Source organism: Sphingopyxis sp. GW821-FHT12F08 (genome assembly GCF_058806755.1).
Genome location: NZ_JBXAQA010000001.1, coordinates 611,596 through 628,929, shown reverse-complemented (window position 1 = coordinate 628,929; position 17,334 = coordinate 611,596). Strand labels below are relative to the sequence as shown.

19 protein-coding genes are annotated in these 17,334 nt (G+C 65.5%); 4 read left to right on the top strand and 15 right to left on the bottom strand.

Going from position 1 to position 17,334, the window contains the following annotated elements; all coding sequences use genetic code 11:
• Positions 1-201: 201 nt before the first annotated feature.
• The 8 genes from AC1RNQ_RS03065 to AC1RNQ_RS03030 form a co-directional block, all read right to left on the bottom strand.
• A complete protein-coding gene (locus tag AC1RNQ_RS03065; protein ID WP_493168817.1) occupies positions 202-759 on the bottom strand; it encodes a pyridoxamine 5'-phosphate oxidase family protein in 558 nt (185 codons plus the stop codon).
• A 34-nt stretch (positions 760-793) separates the two neighbouring features.
• Complete coding sequence (locus tag AC1RNQ_RS03060) at positions 794-1,366, bottom strand: DUF924 family protein (protein ID WP_493168815.1); 573 nt, start codon at positions 1,364-1,366, stop codon at positions 794-796.
• A gap of 78 nt (positions 1,367-1,444) precedes the next feature.
• The gene (locus AC1RNQ_RS03055; RefSeq protein WP_493168814.1) at positions 1,445-1,843 is read right to left on the bottom strand and encodes a hypothetical protein; all 399 of its coding nucleotides are present in this window, start codon (positions 1,841-1,843) and stop codon (positions 1,445-1,447) included.
• 130 nt (positions 1,844-1,973) lie between these two features.
• Positions 1,974-3,185, bottom strand: a complete 1,212-nt coding sequence (locus tag AC1RNQ_RS03050; protein ID WP_493168812.1) for a hypothetical protein — start codon at positions 3,183-3,185, stop codon at positions 1,974-1,976.
• Between the two features lie 174 nt (positions 3,186-3,359).
• Positions 3,360-4,787 carry a metalloprotease TldD gene (gene tldD / locus AC1RNQ_RS03045; protein WP_493168810.1) on the bottom strand — a complete coding sequence of 476 codons (1,428 nt, stop codon included), beginning with the start codon at positions 4,785-4,787 and terminating at the stop codon, positions 3,360-3,362.
• A 129-nt stretch (positions 4,788-4,916) separates the two neighbouring features.
• Positions 4,917-5,420: a DUF4402 domain-containing protein gene (locus tag AC1RNQ_RS03040; protein WP_493168809.1), complete on the bottom strand. Its 504-nt coding sequence runs from the start codon at positions 5,418-5,420 to the stop codon at positions 4,917-4,919.
• A 309-nt stretch (positions 5,421-5,729) separates the two neighbouring features.
• The gene (locus AC1RNQ_RS03035; RefSeq protein ID WP_493168808.1) at positions 5,730-5,921 is read right to left on the bottom strand and encodes a zinc-finger domain-containing protein; all 192 of its coding nucleotides are present in this window, start codon (positions 5,919-5,921) and stop codon (positions 5,730-5,732) included.
• Positions 5,922-6,073: 152 nt separating this feature from the next.
• The gene (locus AC1RNQ_RS03030) at positions 6,074-6,634 is read right to left on the bottom strand and encodes a DUF4402 domain-containing protein (protein ID WP_493168807.1); all 561 of its coding nucleotides are present in this window, start codon (positions 6,632-6,634) and stop codon (positions 6,074-6,076) included.
• A 111-nt stretch (positions 6,635-6,745) separates the two neighbouring features.
• On the opposite strand from AC1RNQ_RS03030, the gene AC1RNQ_RS03025 reads away from it, so the two are divergent.
• From AC1RNQ_RS03025 to AC1RNQ_RS03015, 3 genes are all read left to right on the top strand, one after another.
• Entirely contained in the window at positions 6,746-7,669 is a 924-nt protein-coding gene (locus tag AC1RNQ_RS03025) for an ABC transporter ATP-binding protein (RefSeq protein WP_493168806.1), read from the top strand.
• Positions 7,670-7,823: 154 nt separating this feature from the next.
• Complete coding sequence (gene nadB, locus AC1RNQ_RS03020; RefSeq protein ID WP_493168804.1) at positions 7,824-9,413, top strand: L-aspartate oxidase; 1,590 nt, start codon at positions 7,824-7,826, stop codon at positions 9,411-9,413.
• A gap of 45 nt (positions 9,414-9,458) precedes the next feature.
• On the top strand, positions 9,459-10,193 hold the full coding sequence (locus AC1RNQ_RS03015; RefSeq protein ID WP_493168802.1) for an AAA family ATPase: 735 nt from the start codon (positions 9,459-9,461) through the stop codon (positions 10,191-10,193).
• Between the two features lie 3 nt (positions 10,194-10,196).
• On the opposite strand, the gene AC1RNQ_RS03010 is transcribed toward AC1RNQ_RS03015, so the two are convergent.
• From AC1RNQ_RS03010 to AC1RNQ_RS02985, 6 genes are all read right to left on the bottom strand, one after another.
• Complete coding sequence (locus tag AC1RNQ_RS03010) at positions 10,197-10,442, bottom strand: GlsB/YeaQ/YmgE family stress response membrane protein (RefSeq protein ID WP_493168801.1); 246 nt, start codon at positions 10,440-10,442, stop codon at positions 10,197-10,199.
• Positions 10,443-10,552: 110 nt separating this feature from the next.
• Positions 10,553-10,936, bottom strand: a complete 384-nt coding sequence (locus AC1RNQ_RS03005; protein WP_493168799.1) for a GxxExxY protein — start codon at positions 10,934-10,936, stop codon at positions 10,553-10,555.
• 48 nt (positions 10,937-10,984) lie between these two features.
• Positions 10,985-12,187 (bottom strand): M20 metallopeptidase family protein, encoded by a 1,203-nt coding sequence (locus AC1RNQ_RS03000; RefSeq protein WP_493168797.1) that lies wholly within the window; start codon positions 12,185-12,187, stop codon positions 10,985-10,987.
• Positions 12,188-12,236: 49 nt separating this feature from the next.
• Positions 12,237-13,709, bottom strand: coding sequence for a hypothetical protein (locus AC1RNQ_RS02995; RefSeq protein WP_493168795.1), 1,473 nt, complete (start codon positions 13,707-13,709; stop codon positions 12,237-12,239).
• Positions 13,684-14,442, bottom strand: a complete 759-nt coding sequence (locus AC1RNQ_RS02990) for a hypothetical protein (RefSeq protein WP_493168794.1) — start codon at positions 14,440-14,442, stop codon at positions 13,684-13,686. Before AC1RNQ_RS02990 ends, AC1RNQ_RS02995 begins: the two co-directional genes overlap by 26 nt.
• A gap of 8 nt (positions 14,443-14,450) precedes the next feature.
• Positions 14,451-15,404: an acyl-CoA desaturase gene (locus AC1RNQ_RS02985; protein WP_493168793.1), complete on the bottom strand. Its 954-nt coding sequence runs from the start codon at positions 15,402-15,404 to the stop codon at positions 14,451-14,453.
• A gap of 89 nt (positions 15,405-15,493) precedes the next feature.
• Here AC1RNQ_RS02985 and AC1RNQ_RS02980 point away from each other — a divergent pair, with 89 nt between their 5' ends.
• Positions 15,494-15,817, top strand: a complete 324-nt coding sequence (locus AC1RNQ_RS02980) for a metalloregulator ArsR/SmtB family transcription factor (protein WP_493168792.1) — start codon at positions 15,494-15,496, stop codon at positions 15,815-15,817.
• On the opposite strand, the gene AC1RNQ_RS02975 is transcribed toward AC1RNQ_RS02980, so the two are convergent.
• Complete coding sequence (locus tag AC1RNQ_RS02975; protein WP_493168791.1) at positions 15,814-16,989, bottom strand: acyl-CoA dehydrogenase family protein; 1,176 nt, start codon at positions 16,987-16,989, stop codon at positions 15,814-15,816. The genes AC1RNQ_RS02980 and AC1RNQ_RS02975 overlap by 4 nt on opposite strands.
• Positions 16,990-17,334: the final 345 nt, after the last annotated feature.

Below are 17,334 nucleotides of genomic sequence, written 5' to 3'. Positions count from 1 at the left end.
CGGGAGAGCCTTGTCGAAGCACTGTCCTTTCTACTTTCAAAGAAAAAACGGTCCTTCGACAAGCTCAGGACGAACGGGGGAGAGGTTGGGTTGCACCAAGTCTCGCGCCAACCTCGTCACCCCGGACTTGATCCGGGGTCCGCCTATTCTTCAAGGTAAGGCGGACCCCGGGTCAAGCCCGGAGTGACGGAGAAAAGGCGTTCACCCCGTAATGAAGCGGTCGGTGGGGCGTGTCGGCAGGCCGTCGATGCTCTTGGTGCGTTCCTTGAACTTCTCGACCCACAGCACGGGATCGGCCTGGCGGTGATATTTCTGCAGCGTGTCGCGCTCGTGGCTGAGCTCCATCATCGGCACCCCCCAGCCGCAGCTCGTCTGGACGCTCTCGACGTCGATCACGAAGATCTGGCGCGTGCCGGGGAGCAGGGTGAAAGGCGCCGCGACCGCGCCCCACTCGGCATCCTGCGGCAGCACCGCGCGCCCGCGCCCGTAGATGCGCAGGATCAGCGCAGTGCGGTCGAAGGCGCAGAACATGATCGTGATCCGGCCGTCGGCGGCGAGATGCGCGTGCGTCTCGTTCCCCGAGCCGCCGAAGTCGAGATAGGCGACCTGGCGGTCCGACAGCACGCGGAAGGTGTCGGCATAGCCCTTGGGCGACAGGTTGATCCGGCCTTCGTCCGCGGCGGTCGCGGTGAAGAAGATCGGCTGCTTCGCGATGAAGGCGATATGCTTGTCGGTCAGGCTGTCGGTGAAGTCGGCCATGGTCTGTGCTCCGCGTCGGTCTGCGCCGCTCCTATCACCAATGGCTGCCCTCTTCTATCGCCGCTTCCTCCTCGGGGCGCGTGGCGCGGCCGAGCGCGGCGTTGCGGTGCGGGAAACGCCCGAAGCGGCCGATCATGGCGAAATGCTTCCGTGCATAGTCGGCGAACAGCGGATCGGCGAGCTGGCCCATCAGCCGCAGCGATTCGCGCTGGTCGGCGATATCCTCGCTATGCTCGAAGGGCAGGTAGGCGAATTGCCGCCGTGCGTCGGGCCAATCCCGGTCCCATCCTTTCGCGACGATGCCGCGCGCGATGGCGCGCGCGAGGCTGTCGGTCGCGAAGGCGTCGGCATGGCCGCGATGGATGTTGCGCGGCACCTGGTCGAACAGGATCGCCGCGGCGAGCGCGGTGTCGGGATCGGTGAGGAAGGTGTCGGCGGGTTGCCCGCGCAACGCCTCGTGCCAATCGGCGGCAAGGTCGCGCACATCGGCGTCGAAATCGGGTCCGCCGCCGTACCAGTCGTCCATGCCATGGGCATCGAACCAGAAGGTCAGGAGCTGCGCCGGCCAGTCGGCAGGCGGGGCGGGGGTTTGGCTATCGTCGGACATGGCGCACAGCGAAGCAATCCGGAGCGCTTAACGCAACCCCGGATCGCTTCGCAGACCGCATAAGCGGGACGGCCGGGCCTATTCGCCCTTCACGCGGCGATAGGGTACGAACTCGCCCAGCGAGACGAAGCCCGCATACATGTGGCTCGTGCGGTCGCGCAGCTGGACCGCGTCGATGCTGCACAGCTGGCTGCCGGTCGTCCGGGTGACGAGGATATCGTCGTCGTCGAGCGATTCGGCGCCGCCCTTCGGCCGGTTGACCCACAGGGTGCTGCCGGCGCGATAGACGATCGCGGTGCCGTCGATGATCGTCGAGCTGCGCGCCGACGACAGATTGATGCAATTCTGCGGCTCGCCGGCGACGCGGCCTTCGAGCATCTTTTCGAGCTGCGCCTCGGGGGTCAGCTTTTCCCTGGCCGCGGCGGGCCCGGCGGCGATCGCGGCGGCGGCGATGATGGTTGCGATCAACGGACGCATGGTTCGATTCCTGTCATTCAACACACACCCTCTATCGTCGATATAGGGCGCTTCGTCTGAACGGCAACTGACTCGGCATCAGTCTCCCCTCCCGCAGGCGGGAGGGGAGACTCCAGTTGCGTTCGCGGAATCAGCAGGCCGCGTCGGGCAGCGGGATGCCCAGCGGGCCCTTGCACTTCTTCTTTTTCGCCGGGGCCGCGGGCGCGCTGGTCTCGCCGCTGCTCGCACCGCCGCCGCTCATCCCGCCGAAATCGGCGCCGACCATCAGCATCGTGTACGAACGAAAACGGACCTTGGCGGTCCAGTCGATGTTCCACACACCCGTCGCGGGCTTGGGCGGGTAGGAGAAGTTCGCCTCGGGGCCGAAGGCGTTCAAATTGCCCATCATGAACTCGCCCGACGCCTTCTTGACCTCGGCAGGGATCTGGCACGTCGTCTGCGACGGCGGCATCACGATCTTCCTGGTGATCAGGTTCGCGACCACCGACGGCGGCAGCCAGTCCCATAGCCCGCCGCCGAATTCCTTGGTCGCACTGCTCGTCCACCAGACGATGTCGCCGCCCTTTTCGGCGCGGTCCATCCCGCCGATCGTCCAGGCCGCATAGCCGGTGGCGTTGGTGACGGGATTCCAGCGGATCGTCACCGAGCCGTCGGCACTGTCGGCAGTCGAAGCCTGCAGCGCGGGCATATAGTCCTGCGCCAGCGTGAAATTGATGTCGCTCCCGACATTGCTCGCGACGCGGTGCGCGCCGAGCAGCGAGCTGTCCTTGGGCGGCAGCTTGGTCGATTTGCTGTTCGGCCATTCGACATAGGATTTGCTGTTCTCGGGCGTCACTTCGCGCACCACCGGCACCGCGCTCGAAAAGAGGTTCGGCGGGACCTGCCCGGCGGCGACTTTGGCGAAATCGATGATCACCGGCTGCCCCGGCCCCGCCTTGGCGCCGCAACCCCAATAGAGCAAAAGGCGGCCCTTCGGCCGTTCGAAGTCGGTCGGATAATCGCCTTCCTTGCGCTCGCGCGCGATCAGCGGCACCGACTTGCCGAGCTTGGCCTGCGGCAGGAAAAAATGGTCGCCCTTGGGCGGCGGCGTGGTCGGCACGATGTTCGACCCGAGACGGAGGAACAGCTGGCGCGCCAGCGCGCTGTCTGGGCCGCCGCCGAACATCATGCTCATCGCGCCGCCCATGCCGCCTTTTCCGCCGCCCATCGCGGCGAAGCCCGACATCGTCGCGGCGTCCATCTCGTAGCGTTCCTTGGGACCGGTGCTCTTCTGCGCCGCCACCGGCGCGCTCAGCATCGCGGCGATGACCGCGACCGAGGTGAATCGAAAAATCCTGCGCATAATTCCTCCCTGCGACCGAGGGCGAACGCCCCGGCGGAAAAACTCATGCGACCCGATATTTGCTCTTCTTTGAGGGCTCTATATGCGCAGCGGCGCGGCACGCCAAGCAATGACGTCGATCACAGCCGGTCGTTTGTCGGTGCGCGTTCGCGGTTCGACGAATGCGCTGGAGGATCAGGCCGTCCCGCCCACGGTCAGCCCGCCCACCAGCAAGGTCGGCTGGCCGACGCCCGCGGGGACGCTCTGGCCGCCCTTGCCGCAGACGCCGATGCCTTCGTCGAGCGCCATGTCGTTTCCGATGCCGAGCACCTTGGTCAGCACGCTCGGGCCGTCGCCGATCAGGGTGGCGCCCTTGATCGAATCGCCCAGCTTGCCATTCTCGATCTTGTACGCCTCGGTGCAGCTGAAGACGAACTTGCCCGACACGATGTCGACCTGCCCGCCGCCGAAGCTCTTGGCGAAGATGCCGTTCTTGACGCGGCTCAGCAGCTCGGCGGGATCATCCTCGCCGCCGCGCATGAAGGTGTTGGTCATCCGCGGCATCGGCGCGTGCGCGAAGCTTTCGCGGCGGCCGTTGCCGGTCGGCGCGACGCCCATCAGCCGTGCGTTCAGCCGGTCCTGCATATAGGCCTTGAGGATGCCGTCCTCGATCAGGATATTCTCCTGGGTCGGGGTGCCCTCGTCGTCGATCGACAGCGAGCCGCGGCGTTCGGCGATGCTGCCGTCGTCGACGACGGTGACCCCCGGCGCGGCGACGCGCTGGCCGATGCGGCCCGAAAAGGCGCTGGTGCCCTTGCGGTTGAAATCGCCCTCGAGCCCGTGGCCGACCGCTTCGTGGAGCAGCACACCGGGCCAGCCGGGGCCGAGCAGCACGGTGAATTCGCCCGCGGGGGCGTCGACCGCGCGCAGATTGACCAGCGCCTGCGCCAGCGCCTCGTCGATCGCGCGGTTCCACTGCCCGGGTTCGAACAGATGGTCGTACATATAGCGGCCGCCGAGGCCGAAATAGCCGCTCTCGCGCCGCCCATTCTCCTCGACGACGATGCTGACGTTGAGGCGGACGAGCGGGCGGATGTCGGTCGCGAGGAAGCCGTCGGCGCGGACGATCTCGACCACCGACCAGCTGCCGGCGAGCGCGACCGAGACCTGGACGACGCGCGGGTCGCGCGCGCGCGCGGCGGCGTCGACCTCCTGGCACAGCGCGACCTTCTTCGCGAAGGGGATGAGGTCGAGCGGGTTCGCTTCGTCATAGAGATGGCGGTTGGTGCGTGGCGGAGGCCCGGCGGGCGCCTGCGCCGCGGGGTCGAGCAAAGCGAGCGTCTCGGCGGCGCGGCGGATCGCGCCGGCGCTGATGTCGCTGGCGTGGGCAAAGCCCGTCATCTCGCCCGACACGGCGCGGAGGCCGAAGCCCGCGTCGGTCGAATAATCGGCGGTCTTGAGCCGCCCGTCGTCGAAACCGAAGCTCTCGGTCGCGCGATATTGCAGATAGAGCTCGCCGTCGTCGGCCTGCGCGAGCGCTTCGCGCGCGAGCGCCTGCGCCAGATCGGGGTCGAGCGCGTCGGCGCGATAGAGGAAACGGCGGGGATCGGTGGGGCTTGTCATGGGGTGGATATAGGCGCGGGGGCGGGTGGCGGGAAGGGCCGTTGTTTCGGGGGTGGCGCGAAGATCCTCCCCATCGCTGCGCGTGGGGAGGATCTTTAAGTTCGTTTCCACCTGAAGCGCCGCGTCGGCTCAGAGATAATTCACCGTCAACGTGAAGGTCCCGCTGTAGTCGCCGTCGGGCTGGTTCGCGGGGACGGTCAGCGTGCCGCCGATATAATAGGTCTGCACCCCGCTCGGCAGCAAGGTCGAGCCGAGCAGCGCGATGCCGCCGCCGCCGGTGCTCGCGGCGCGCACCAAAGTGGCGGTCATCGGCGCCGCGCCGCCGCCGGCGCGGGTGAGCATGACCGAGGTGCTGCCCGACACGGTGATCAGCAGGATGCCGCCGGTGCCCTGGAACTGCGCGCGCTGGAAACCCGCGCCGACCGGGGTGGTGCCGCCGCTGGTGGTGCGCGCGCCGGTGACCGCGTTGATCGTGATGCTGCCGCCGGTGGTGCCGCTGACGAGCGTGCCGAAATCGAGGTCGTCGGTCTTCACCAGCGTGTTGGGGCGGACGACGGTCGCGGTGACGGTGCCATTATAGTCGGCCGCGAGCGCGGGCGCGCTCCATGCGGCGAGTGCCGCGGCGGCGGTCACGGCGCGCGTCGCGGCCCGACCGGTTCTGGTCCCTCGAATCCCCACGATTCTGCTCCTGTCTGGCACAGACTATACCATCGGGGCATGAATCGATGATGCGCGGGCTTGGTAAAGGCGGCGTTTACCCGGCCAGAGATTCTATCCCCGTTCGCCCTGAGCTTGTCGAAGCCTGTCCTGAGCGCCTGCAAGGCAGTCGAAGGGGGCCGTTCTTTCTTTCGGCGTCCGCAGAAGGGCGGTGCTTCGACAAGGCTCTCCCGAGCGCCTGCAAGGCAGTCGAGGGGCTCAGCACAAACGGGGGAAGAAAAGACGCTAACCTTTATCGGCGATCCCGCCGATCAGCACGAAGCGCCGGTCGCAATAGCCGCAGTCGGCAAAGCCGGTGTCGGTGTCGATCTCGAGCCACACGCGCGGGTGGCCGAGCGCGGCGTCGGCGAGGCCGTCGCCGGTGCCGTCGCAGGCGATGCGGGTCTTGGGCGTGCGGATCGTTTCGGGCTGGGTCATCGACCGCGCCCATAGCAAGCGCGTCGCGGTGTCGCAATCGGGTCCGCGCCCGCCGCGGCCATCCCATGTGCCGCCATGACGGCACCGGCGAGCGCATCTCCCCCGAAACGCGCAAGTGGCCCCCGGTGCCGTCGTCCCCACCCAAAGGCGTTTCAGAGATAGTTGAGCGTAATCGTAAAGCTGCCGGCATAATCGCCCGGCGCCTGGTTGGCGCCGACGTCGAGCGTCGCGCCGACCGGGAAATTATAATTGCCGAGCGCGCTGGCGATGCGGAAGCGCGTCGGGGTCGTCGACAGGATCGCGGTCGGGGTCGACCCGATCTCGAAATTGCGCACGCGCATCGGCGCGCCGGGTCCGGTGATGAAAATCTGGTTCGCTCCCAGCGAGATCGACACCTGGCGGTTGAATGTCCCCAGCCCCGCGAAGCGCGCGGGCGCGCCGTCGCTCCCGGCCAGCGTCACGCCGCCGCTGCTGGTGCGCGACCCGTCGGGGTAAAGGCGCACCGTTCCGGCGGCTTCCGACGCCAGTATATCGCCGAAATCGAGGTCGTTAACCTTGAAGAAGGAAAGGGGCCGCAGCACTATCGCTTCGGCTTCGCCCTGCGACGTATTCTGCGCGTGCGCCGACGGGGCGGTGAACGGCGCAAAAGCGAGCGCAATGACGGCTAGGCCGCGCCGGGCAAGCGGCGGGCAAATGATGTGTCTGGTCCTCACGCATCTCCCCATAAGGGCGATGTGGCAAAATATGCTTACTCGCCATGGTAAAGAATTCCTTGCCGGAACGCGGGCTTTCGCACCCGCCTGCGCGCGGCTATGGAGGCGGCCATGACCGAAGCCGCCATCCGCATCGACGCCGTCTCCAAAACCTATGCCGGCGGCAAGCAGGCGCTCGACAATGTCAGCTTCGACGTGCCGCGAGGGGCAATCTTCGGGCTGCTCGGGCCGAACGGCGCGGGCAAGTCGACGCTGATCAATATCCTCGCGGGCCTTGTCAACAAGACGAGCGGGTCGGCGAGCATCTGGGGCTTCGACATCGACGCCGACCCCAGGAATGCCAAATATTCGATCGGCATCGTGCCGCAGGAAATCGTCTTCGATCCCTTTTTCACGCCCTATGAAACGCTCGAGAATCAGGCGGGGCTCTACGGCGTGTCCAAGGCGAAGCGGATTTCGGACGAACTGCTCGCCGCGGTGCACCTGACCGACAAGCGCGACGCCTATGCGCGCACGCTGTCGGGGGGCATGAAGCGCCGCCTGCTCGTCGCCAAGGCGATGGTCCATTCGCCGCCGATCATCGTGCTCGACGAACCGACCGCGGGGGTCGACATCGAACTGCGCCAGCAGCTCTGGTCCTATGTCCAGTCGCTGAACGATCGCGGGGTCACCGTGGTGCTGACGACGCATTATCTGGAGGAGGCCGAACAGCTGTGCGACCGCATCGCGATCATTAACCACGGGCGGCTGATCGCGAACAAACCGACGCGCGAGCTGGTCGACATGGCGCGCGAGAAGATCGTCGTGGTGACGCTCGACCAGGATGTGACGGTGCTGCCGAGCCACCCGGCCTTCGACAAAGTCGAGCGCGAGGGCGAACGCGGCCTCGCGATCAGCTACAACAAGGACCGCATGAACGCGGGCGAAGTGCTCGCCGCGGTCAATGCGATGGGCCACGGCATCGTCGACGTCTCGACCCGCGAGGCCGATCTCGAGGATGTGTTCCTGAATTTGACGCGCGCGGCGAATGGGTGAGGGCAACACCTCTTCTCCCCTCCCGCAGGCGGGAGGATTGGCGCGCCATTCCTATTCCGTTCGGGCTGAGCTTGTCGAAGCCCCGTCCTTCCTCTAGCGCCACAGAAATACGGTCCTTCGACAAGCTCAGGACGAACGGTTGAGAGGGACGCATATGGCCTCGTCGCATAGCGAACACGACGTCATCATCGTCGGCTCCGGCGCCGCGGGGCTGACCGCCGCGATCGCGCTCGCCGGTCATTGCCGCGTGCTCGTGCTCGCCAAGGGCGAGCTCACCGGCGGGTCGACCGCCTGGGCGCAGGGCGGGATCGCCGCGGTGCTCGACGCCGGCGACACCTTCGAGAACCATATCGAGGACACGATGGTCGCGGGCGCCGGGCTCAACCGGCGCGAGACGGTCGAGTTCGTCGTCGAAAACGCCCCCAATGCGATCGAGCGTCTCGCCCAAATGGGCGTGCCCTTCAACAAGGACAGCGATGCGCTGCACCTGACGCGCGAGGGCGGCCATTCGCACCGCCGCATCGTCCATGTCGACGACGCGACCGGCTGGGCGGTGCAGGCGGCTTTATTGAAGACCGCCGAGGCGCATCCGAACATCACTTTGCTGCCGGGGCAGGCGTGCATCGACCTGATCACCGGCCGCCACGAGGAACGCTATTCGGGGTCGGGCCGCGTGTGGGGTGTCTATGCGCTCGACGAGAAGAGCGGCAAGGTGCGCGCGCATGTCGGCCGCGCGACGATCCTCGCGAGCGGCGGGGCGGGGCGCGTCTACCAATTCTCGACCGCGCCGCGCGGCGCGACCGGCGACGGCATCGCCATGGCCTGGCGCGCGGGCTGCCGCGTCTCGAACATGGAGATGATGCAGTTCCACCCGACCTGCCTCTACAATCTCGACGTCAAGAATTTCCTGATCACCGAGGCGGTGCGCGGCGAGGGCGGCATCCTCAAGCACCCCGTCACCGGCCACCGTTATATGCCCGATTACGACGCGCGCGCCGAACTCGCGCCGCGCGACGTCGTGGCGCGCGCCAACGACGACCAGATCAAACGCTCGGGGCTCGACTATGTCCATCTCGACATCAGCCACCTCGACCCCGATTTCGTCGCGGGGCATTTCCCGAACATCTATGACAAGCTGCTGACGCTCGGCATCGACATGACCAAGCAGCCGATCCCGGTGGTCCCCGCGCAGCATTATACCTGCGGCGGCATATTGATCGACCTCGACGGCCGCACCGACCTGCCCGGGCTCTACGCGGCGGGCGAATGCACCGAGAGCGGGCTCCACGGCGCCAACCGCCTCGCGTCGAACAGCCTGCTCGAGTGCTTCGTGTTCGGCGAAGCCGCCGCGAAGGACATCGTCGCGCGCTGGGACCAGCTCGAAGCCCCGCCGCCGATCCGCGCCTGGGACGAAAGCCGCGTCACCGACAGCGACGAAGAGGTGATCATCAAGCAGAACTGGACCGAGATCCGCCGCTTCATGTGGAATTATGTCGGCATCGTGCGGACGACCAAGCGCCTCGAACGCGCGCAGCACCGTATCAACATGATGACGCACGAGGTTGAGGATTATTACGGCCATTTCCGCGTCACGACCGACCTGATCGAGCTCAGAAACCTGCTGCAATGCGCCGGACTGATCGTGAAGAGCGCGCTCCACCGCAAGGAAAGCCGCGGGCTGCATTACACGCTCGACTATCCGGCGATGCTGCCGCAGGCGCGCGATACGGTGCTGGTGCCCTGAGCGATGGCGCGGGCGGAAACGCGGTCGAAGCTTCCGCCCCCCTATTTGCGGCGCCTGTGGCGGCGCGAGTCCGGCGCGGACAGCCCCGCACCCGACGCCGGTTGCTACCCCTTCAACATTCCCCTGTTCGCCGACCCCGACTTCGATCTGCGGTTCGAGCGGCCGGTTACCATTTTGGTGGGCGAGAATGGATCGGGCAAATCGACCTTGCTCGAAGCGATCGCGGTTCTCGCCGGCTTCAGCGAGGGTGGCGGGGGCTATGGCCATCGCGCCGTCGCGGCGTCGAGCATTTCGGGCGGCGACGGCGGCGCATTGGCGGATGCGCTGCGCGGGGGCTGGCTCCCCAAGGTCGGGCAGGGCTTTTTCTTTCGTGCCGAAACCTTCTTCTCGCTGGCCCGATATGTCGATGAAGCGGCTTACGACGTCGGGGCCGCCCCGCCAGATTATCTGTCCTGGTCGCACGGCGAGGGATTTCTGAACTATTTTGAGGAGCGTGCCGACCGGCAGGGCATCTATATATTCGACGAGCCCGAATCGGCGCTTTCGCCGGCGCGCCAGTTCGATTTCCTCAAGCTGCTTCGCCGCATGCAACGGCTCGGCAATGCGCAGGTCATCATGGCGACGCACTCGCCGATTCTGATGGCGCTGCCCGACGCCGACCTGTGGCAGATCGATCCCTATGCGATCCAGCCGACGACGCTTGAGGACACCGCGCATTACCGGCTCTACCGCGAATTCATCCTCTATCCGCACGACACGGTCGAGGCGATGATCGAATAGGCGTCAGCCGCCGACGCCGAGCAGCCGTCCGACGAGGATCAGCACGATCGCCCCGACGACCGACGCGAAGCACCCCGCGCCATGAAACTCGCGCTGCCCGCGCGAGGTCACCAGCCCCGCGAGCAGCGACCCGCCGATGCCTAGCAATATCGTCGCGATCCACCCCATCGCGACCGCGCCCGGATAGAAGAAGCGCGCGAGCGCCCCGATGAGCAGGCCCGAAATGATGGCGCTGAGGATGTTGATCATGGGTTTGGTCCTTCTGGGTGGAAGTTGGACGGAGCTTAGGGCCGGGAGGTTGCTTGCCAAGTCGAGGTCGTCAAATCTCACGCAAAGGCGCAAAGGCACAAAGCAGGCGGCTAAGGGCGATGGTTGTTGACGATGCGTTTGACGCCTTCCTTGAATGTTTCGCCACCAAAGTTGACCAAGAGGCCGAGAGGCATTTCGAGCAGGCGAAGATAGGTCAGAACCTGTTTGCCATGAAGCGGCGATAGCCGCTCAACGGATTTCAGTTCGACGAGTAGCTGACCCTCGACCAAAAGGTCGGCGCGAAATCCTTCGGGAAGTTCGACCCCGCCATAGCGGACGGGAATAGGCGCTTGTCGAACAACATTCAGACCGCGCCGGGCGAGCTGATTCGCCATGATCGCTTCATAGACCGATTCCAGCAGACCCGGACCCAATTCCTTATGGAGGTGGAAGCCGCAATCGATGGTTATGCTGGCGAGTTCCTCGACGTCCACCTTGTCTCCTTCTTTGTGCCTTTGCGCCTTTGCGTGAGATAATTCTTCCTACCCGAACCCCTCGTTCAAAAACCGCTCCGCCAGCGCCGCGTGCAGCGCCGCGCCGCGGGCCATGACCTTTTCGTCGAGCACCATGCGGTTCGAATGCAACCCGCAGCAGCTGCGCCAGTCGCTGCCTTCGTGGCTCGCGCCGAGCCAGAACATCGCGCCGGGGACCTTTTCGAGCACGTAAGCGAAATCCTCGGCGCCCATCACCGGATTGTCCATCGTCAGCCAGGCAGCCTCGCCGAAGACCTCCTCGACGACGCGCTGGCCGAAGGCGGCGGCGCGGCTGTCGCAGACGGTGACGGGGAAGCCTTCCTCGATCTGCACGTCGGCGGTGCAGCCATGCGCCTCGGCGATCGCGGGGGCGAGGCGCTTCAATTCGGCGGCGACCGCGGCGCGGCGATGCGGCGACAGCGTGCGGATCGTGCCGAGCATCTCGGCGGCCTCGGGGATGATATTGTTTGTCGTGCCCGCCGCGATCCTGGCGATGGTGACCACCGCGGGGTCGAATACCGAGACGCGCCGCGTGACCATGGTCTGGATCGCGGTGACGATCGAACAGGCGACGGGAATGGGGTCGATCGCGTCGTGCGGCATCGATGCGTGGCCGCCCGCGCCCTTGACGGTGATCGACAGCACGTCCGACGAAGCGAGCAGCGGCCCGGGCTTGCCCGCGAACACCCCGTGCGGCGCGTTGGGCATGATGTGGAGCGCGAAGGCCGCATCGGGCAGCGGATCGATCAGCCCGTCGCCCAGCATGAAGCGCGCGCCATGATGCCCCTCTTCGCCGGGCTGGAACATGAACATCACCGTCCCCGCCAGCCGGTCCTGCGCGGCGCAGAGCAGTTTCGCGGCGCCGACGAGCATCGCGACATGCGTGTCGTGCCCGCAGGCGTGCATCGCGCCCGTTGTCTCGGAGGTGAAGTCGAGCCCCGTATCCTCGACCAGCGGCAGCGCGTCCATGTCGCCGCGCAGCAGCACGGTGCGCCCGTTGGCGGGACCGCGCAGCGTCGCGACGAGCCCCGTGGTCGACGGTCCCTCGCGAAATTCGAGCGGCAGCCCGGCGAGCGCCTGCTTGATCTTCGCGAGCGTCCTGGGGTTCTGCAGGCCGAGCTCGGGCTCGCGATGGATCGCGCGGCGCAGGTCGACGAGATCGGGGAGGATGGTATCGGCCTCAGTCGGCCAGCTGTGCGTAAGATTGTCCATGTCGCGAGTGTGGCGTCAAATTGACCACCTGTCGACGGGCGCTTCTAAGTCAGGCATGCACGCCCTTCTGTCTCAGCTTCTCGGCGATCCGGTAGGCCGACATATAAAGTGTATAGGATTCGGCATCGCACGTCGATGACCAGGCGGTACACGCCGCCTTGTTTTCCTTTTTGCGTCCGATGATCACGGGGGGGCGGATATAATTTTGCCGTTCGTCGTAGAAGGCGCGGCAGTAGTGATAAAGCTGGTCCCAAGTCGGGCCTTCGCGGACCGGACCCTTGCCTCTGACCTGGTCGCCGTTCACGGCCCCTTCGCCGCCGCGCGCGCCTTCGATGCCATTCGTCGCTTTTGGGTCGGTCATGATTTCGTCGCGTCGCTCGGGTAGGTACATGCGCTGCTTTGCATCTTCATAGGACCCGGCCTCGACGATGCTGATCCAGAAGCGCGGATATTTTATCCCACCCAGAACGCCTTTCAGCGGCTCGGCGCCGCTGTAGTGGATCGACAGATTTTTGAGCAGGTTGCAATCGCGACCGTCGTTGATGCACGGAGCGAAATGCGACGGAATGACGAGCGTCGAGACGGCGTCGCCCAGCGGCGCGAGATGGGTTGCGACCATCGTTGCCAGTGGCGGATGGGGGCGGCGATCGCCCGTTCCGGGCAAGATGTCCCCATGCGCTGGATTACGGCCACCGTCACCCGATCCGAACAGGTTGATTCGGGAAACCGCGAGCAGATAGGCAACATCGACGCTGAGCGACATGCGCCGCTGCGAGGCGAAACCAGATATTCGGAAGCCGACATCGATCCCGGGCCCCAAGAAATCGGCATCCCCCGCGTTATGGTACGGATTTCTATAGAAAGATCCCAGCAGCTGATGATTGTCGTCGATGCGATTCGCGTCCATTGGGAAGATGCCGCGGAGGCCGATCGGATCGCGGATACCCGCGATCATGGACTGCCGAGCCGTCTTTCGCTCGTCGTTGCGCGTGGCGAGCGCGCAATTGCGGAGAGGAAATTCGGCGAGCCACATCGCGCATTTGACGTCGAGGCCGTGCTGCCGGAGCATCGGGCGAATTTCGGCAATCGTCTGAAGCCACGCGCTCAGCACCAGCCACAGCTGCGCCTCATGCGTGATTTCTTTCCAGAATAGCACCTCGTCACCTGCGGTCTTCCAGAATCGCGGTGCCCGCCCGGCGAGAATGGGCTGCAGGCGAGCCGAAATCTTGAGTTTTTGGGACTCGGTCCCCCAAAGTACCGGAAACCGCTCTTTGATGAGGTCGTAGAACTCCTCGATCGTCTGCTGCCAGCGCTGCCGCTTGGCAATGGTGGCGCTCGTGATTGTTCGGTCGCGCGGGTCAAGGCGAAAGCTCTGCTTGAACGCGGTCGAACCGACGATATCGGCGCTCAGAAAAACTTTGATTCGCGGAGTAAGGGCGATATCGCGAAGAACGCTGGGATGAATACGCGGGGCAGACGTTTCAGTCGAAGTCCGGTCAACCGCCTGCCGCTGTTCCGTCATTCACACTCTCCCCCGGCCCAGAGACAGAATGATAGACTTCCTGTCGCAAGGCAATAGCACCTTTGGGGAGATTGAAGCGGCCCGCAAGAATACGAATATTATGGTTTGCTGCCACGCAAGGTCCAAGAAAGCTTCCCAGCGGAAGAAGAATGGCAGATGCGAGAATATCGACCGCCGAGGTCCCCAACCGTCCGGCGCGCTCGAAGGCCTCAAGCGCATCCTTAACCCTCTTGTCTTGAATCTGGTCGATGTTGCCGGAGGCATCGAGCAGTTTATGTGCGGCCGCGAGCCGCGCCAGATTGAATCGGAATTCCTGATCGTTGATCGCTTTCTTGTTTCTGATCTCGATCAGCCGGTCGAAATTTTCGCGGACGGATTTGCTGCCCTGCGCCAGCGATTCGACGCCTTCGCACACCTTAACCTGATGCGGGTGGACGCTCGTATCGACCGGGAAATTCAATTCTTCTGCCAGCGTGTCGAAAGCGATGCTCATCGCGAGCAGATCGGACGGCTCGGTGCCCTCTGTCACGGCGTCTGCCAGGTCATTGTCCACGGGTGCATCTCCAGCCACGCAACGCCCACCGCCTACCATTTCGGCCACAATCAAGGCCTCATTACGGCAGAAATGCGGCTTTAGCCGAAGTAGAGCAATGTGCAAGAAAATGGTGCAATAGGCGTTAACGCGCGCGGTCGCCGCGATCGTCTCTCCCGCCTCGGCGCGCAGCCGGTGCATCGGTTTTTTTATTGGCCGGCCGCCCTAGCGGGGATGGCGGATGGCGTGCTGTCCGGCGCGACGACGCTCAACCCATTCCGCGCGCCGAGCGTCGCGGGCGTCCGGACGTCCCGCACCAGCCCCAGCCGCTCGCACAGGCGGATGAAGGCATAGCCCCAGTCGCTTTGCCCCGGATGCAGTCCGATGCGCGCCGAGCCCGGATAGGCGTGATGGTTGTTGTGCCACGCCTCGCCCATCGTCGGGATCGCCGCCCAGGGCACGTCGAATGCCTGCACGCCATGCGCATCGACGGTCCAGTGCTGCGGCCCGCGATTGTGCGCGAGATGGCCGACGAGCCAATGGCCGTGGTTGGCGACCGCGACACGCGCCGCGACGCCCCACACGACCCAGCCCCATTCGCCGATCGCGAAGAAGAGCAAGGCGACGGGCAATTGCTGCCAGCGCCACGTCTTTTCGAGCCAGCCGATGAAGGGGTCGCGGTCGAGCTCGGCGAAATCGAAGCGCGGCGGGCGATCGAGGTCGAGCCGGCAATAGATCTGCCACCAGGCGTCGCGGACGATGTGCGTGCCATGGCGCAGGAAGGGGTGGCAGTTCGCCTGCCGCTGCGCCCAGTCGCGCGTGTCGTGCGCGCGCACGATGCCATAGGGGCCGGCCATGCCCACAAAGGCACCGAACCAGATCAGCGTGCGCGCCAGCCAGCGCCGCGCGGCGAAGCTGCCGTGGATCATCATCCGGTGGTAGCCGACGCTGTGCCCGAGCAGCAGTGCCGCGCCGGTGGTGACAAGGAACAGCGCGATCGTGCCCGGCGTGACGAAGAAGGGGCCGGCGGCGAGCGCGACCAGCGCCATGCCGCCGTTCCAGACGATGCTCGGGGCGTCGGCGCGGACGGTCCCGGCGCGCGGGTCGGGGCCGGCCTCGTCGATCAGATAGTTCACCGCATGGGGATCATGATCGCTGCGCATCGGCCGACTCCTGTCTGGCAAAGAATATAAGTAATTACTTAAATAAATTATTGCTTGTCAAGTTGCATCGCGATGCCCATTTTGGGGCAATGGAACGGGTTTTTCAGGCATTGGCGTCGACGCCGCGGCGGCGGATTCTCGCTTATCTCGCGCATGCCGAGCTCAGCGCGGGCGACATCGCCGCGCGCTTCGAGATGAGCAAGCCCGCGGTGTCGCAGCATCTGTCGGTGCTCGAAAATGCCGGGCTGATCACCAGCGAAAAGCGCGGCCAGTTCGTCTTCTACCGCCTGATCCCCGACGCGCTGACCAATGTGCTCAACTCCTATGTGCAGGAAGTCTGCCCGGTGTCACGCCCGTTGAAGGCCGAATCGCGCGTGCTGGCGGAGAAGCGGACGAGCGACGCCGAGGGTTAGCGCTTGCCCCCGAAGAGCTGCCGCCCTGCAAGGTCGAGCATGATCTCCTCGCTGCCGCCGCCGATCGCGTTGACGCGGACCTCGCGGTAGATGCGCTCGACCTTGCTGCCGGTGATGTAGGAGGCGCCGCCGAGGACCTGCGCGGCCTCGCGCGCGACGCTTTCCAGCATGCGCGTCGCCTGAACCTTCAGCATCGCGAAGTCGGCGGGGCGGTCCTTGCCGGTCTTGACCTGCCAGGCGGCGAGGTCGACCCACGCCTGCGTCGCCTCGATCTGGCGTTCCATGTCGGCGAGCTTGATGCGGATCGACTGGTGACCGACGAGCGGCTTGCCGAAGGTCTCGCGGTTTTGCGCCCATTCGGCGGCTTCGGCCATCGCGACGCGCGCATAGGCGCAGCAGCCCATCGCCATGCCGAGCCGTTCGCCGTTGAAATTGCGCATGATGCCGATGAAGCCGGCGTTCTCCTGCCCGATCAGGTTCGCCGCGGGGACGCGCACGTCGCTGAAGTGGATCGCGGCGGTGTCGCTGCACCGCCAGCCCATCTTGTCGAGCCTTGCGCGCTCGACCCCGGGTGCGTCCATCTCGACCAGCAGCAGCGAGATGCCCGCCGCGCCGGGCCCGCCGGTGCGCACCGCGCAGGTCAGCCAGTCGGCGCGCATCCCCGATGTGATGAACATCTTGCCGCCGTTGACGACATAATCGTCGCCGTCGCGCACCGCTATGGTCTTGAGATTGGCGACGTCGCTGCCGCCGCCCGCCTCGGTGATGCCGAGCGCGATGATCTTGTCGCCCGCGAGCACCGGCGGCGCGACGCGCTGCTTCAATTCCTCCGACCCCAGCGCAAGGATCGGCGGCAGGCCGATGCCGTGCGTCATCAGCGAGGCACCGAGCCCGCCCGCGCCGACCGCGGCGAGTTCCTCGGTCAGCACGAGGCTGTGGAAATTGTCGAAGCCGGTGCTGTGCCCTCCATATTGTTCGGGGAAGCGGAGGCCAAGGATGCCTGCGTCCGCGGCTTTCTTGTGCAATTCGCGCGGCAGTTCGCCCTCGGCCTCCCAGCGGCCGATATGCGGCGCGATCTCGCGCGTCACGAAGCGGCGGACGCTCTGCGCCAGCGCTTCATGGGTTTCGTCATAATAAGGCGAACGCGCGCGCCAGTCGTCGAAAGCTGTCATAGGTCGATGCTGCGCGGGGTTGACGTGAACGTCAAGGCAAGTCTGTTCTGCGAGCGCGGTGCAGAAAAAATCTCACGCAAAGGCGCGAAGGCGCAAAGAAGCGAAAAAAAGGGGATCTCACACGAAGACACAAAGAGGGCGTTGGGCGCCAGCAACCGCCGCGCCATGATCGCGCGAAGCACCTTTTTTGGTCGCCTGCGGCGACAAGCCGTCGTTCGCGCAGGGACGCGCCCTCTTTGTGTCTTTGTGTGAGATTTATCTTCTTCGTGCCTTCGCGCCTTTGCGTGAAACATAATCGCGCGCCCTCTCGGCCACCCGCTTCGCCACAGGCTTGCGCCGCCCGAT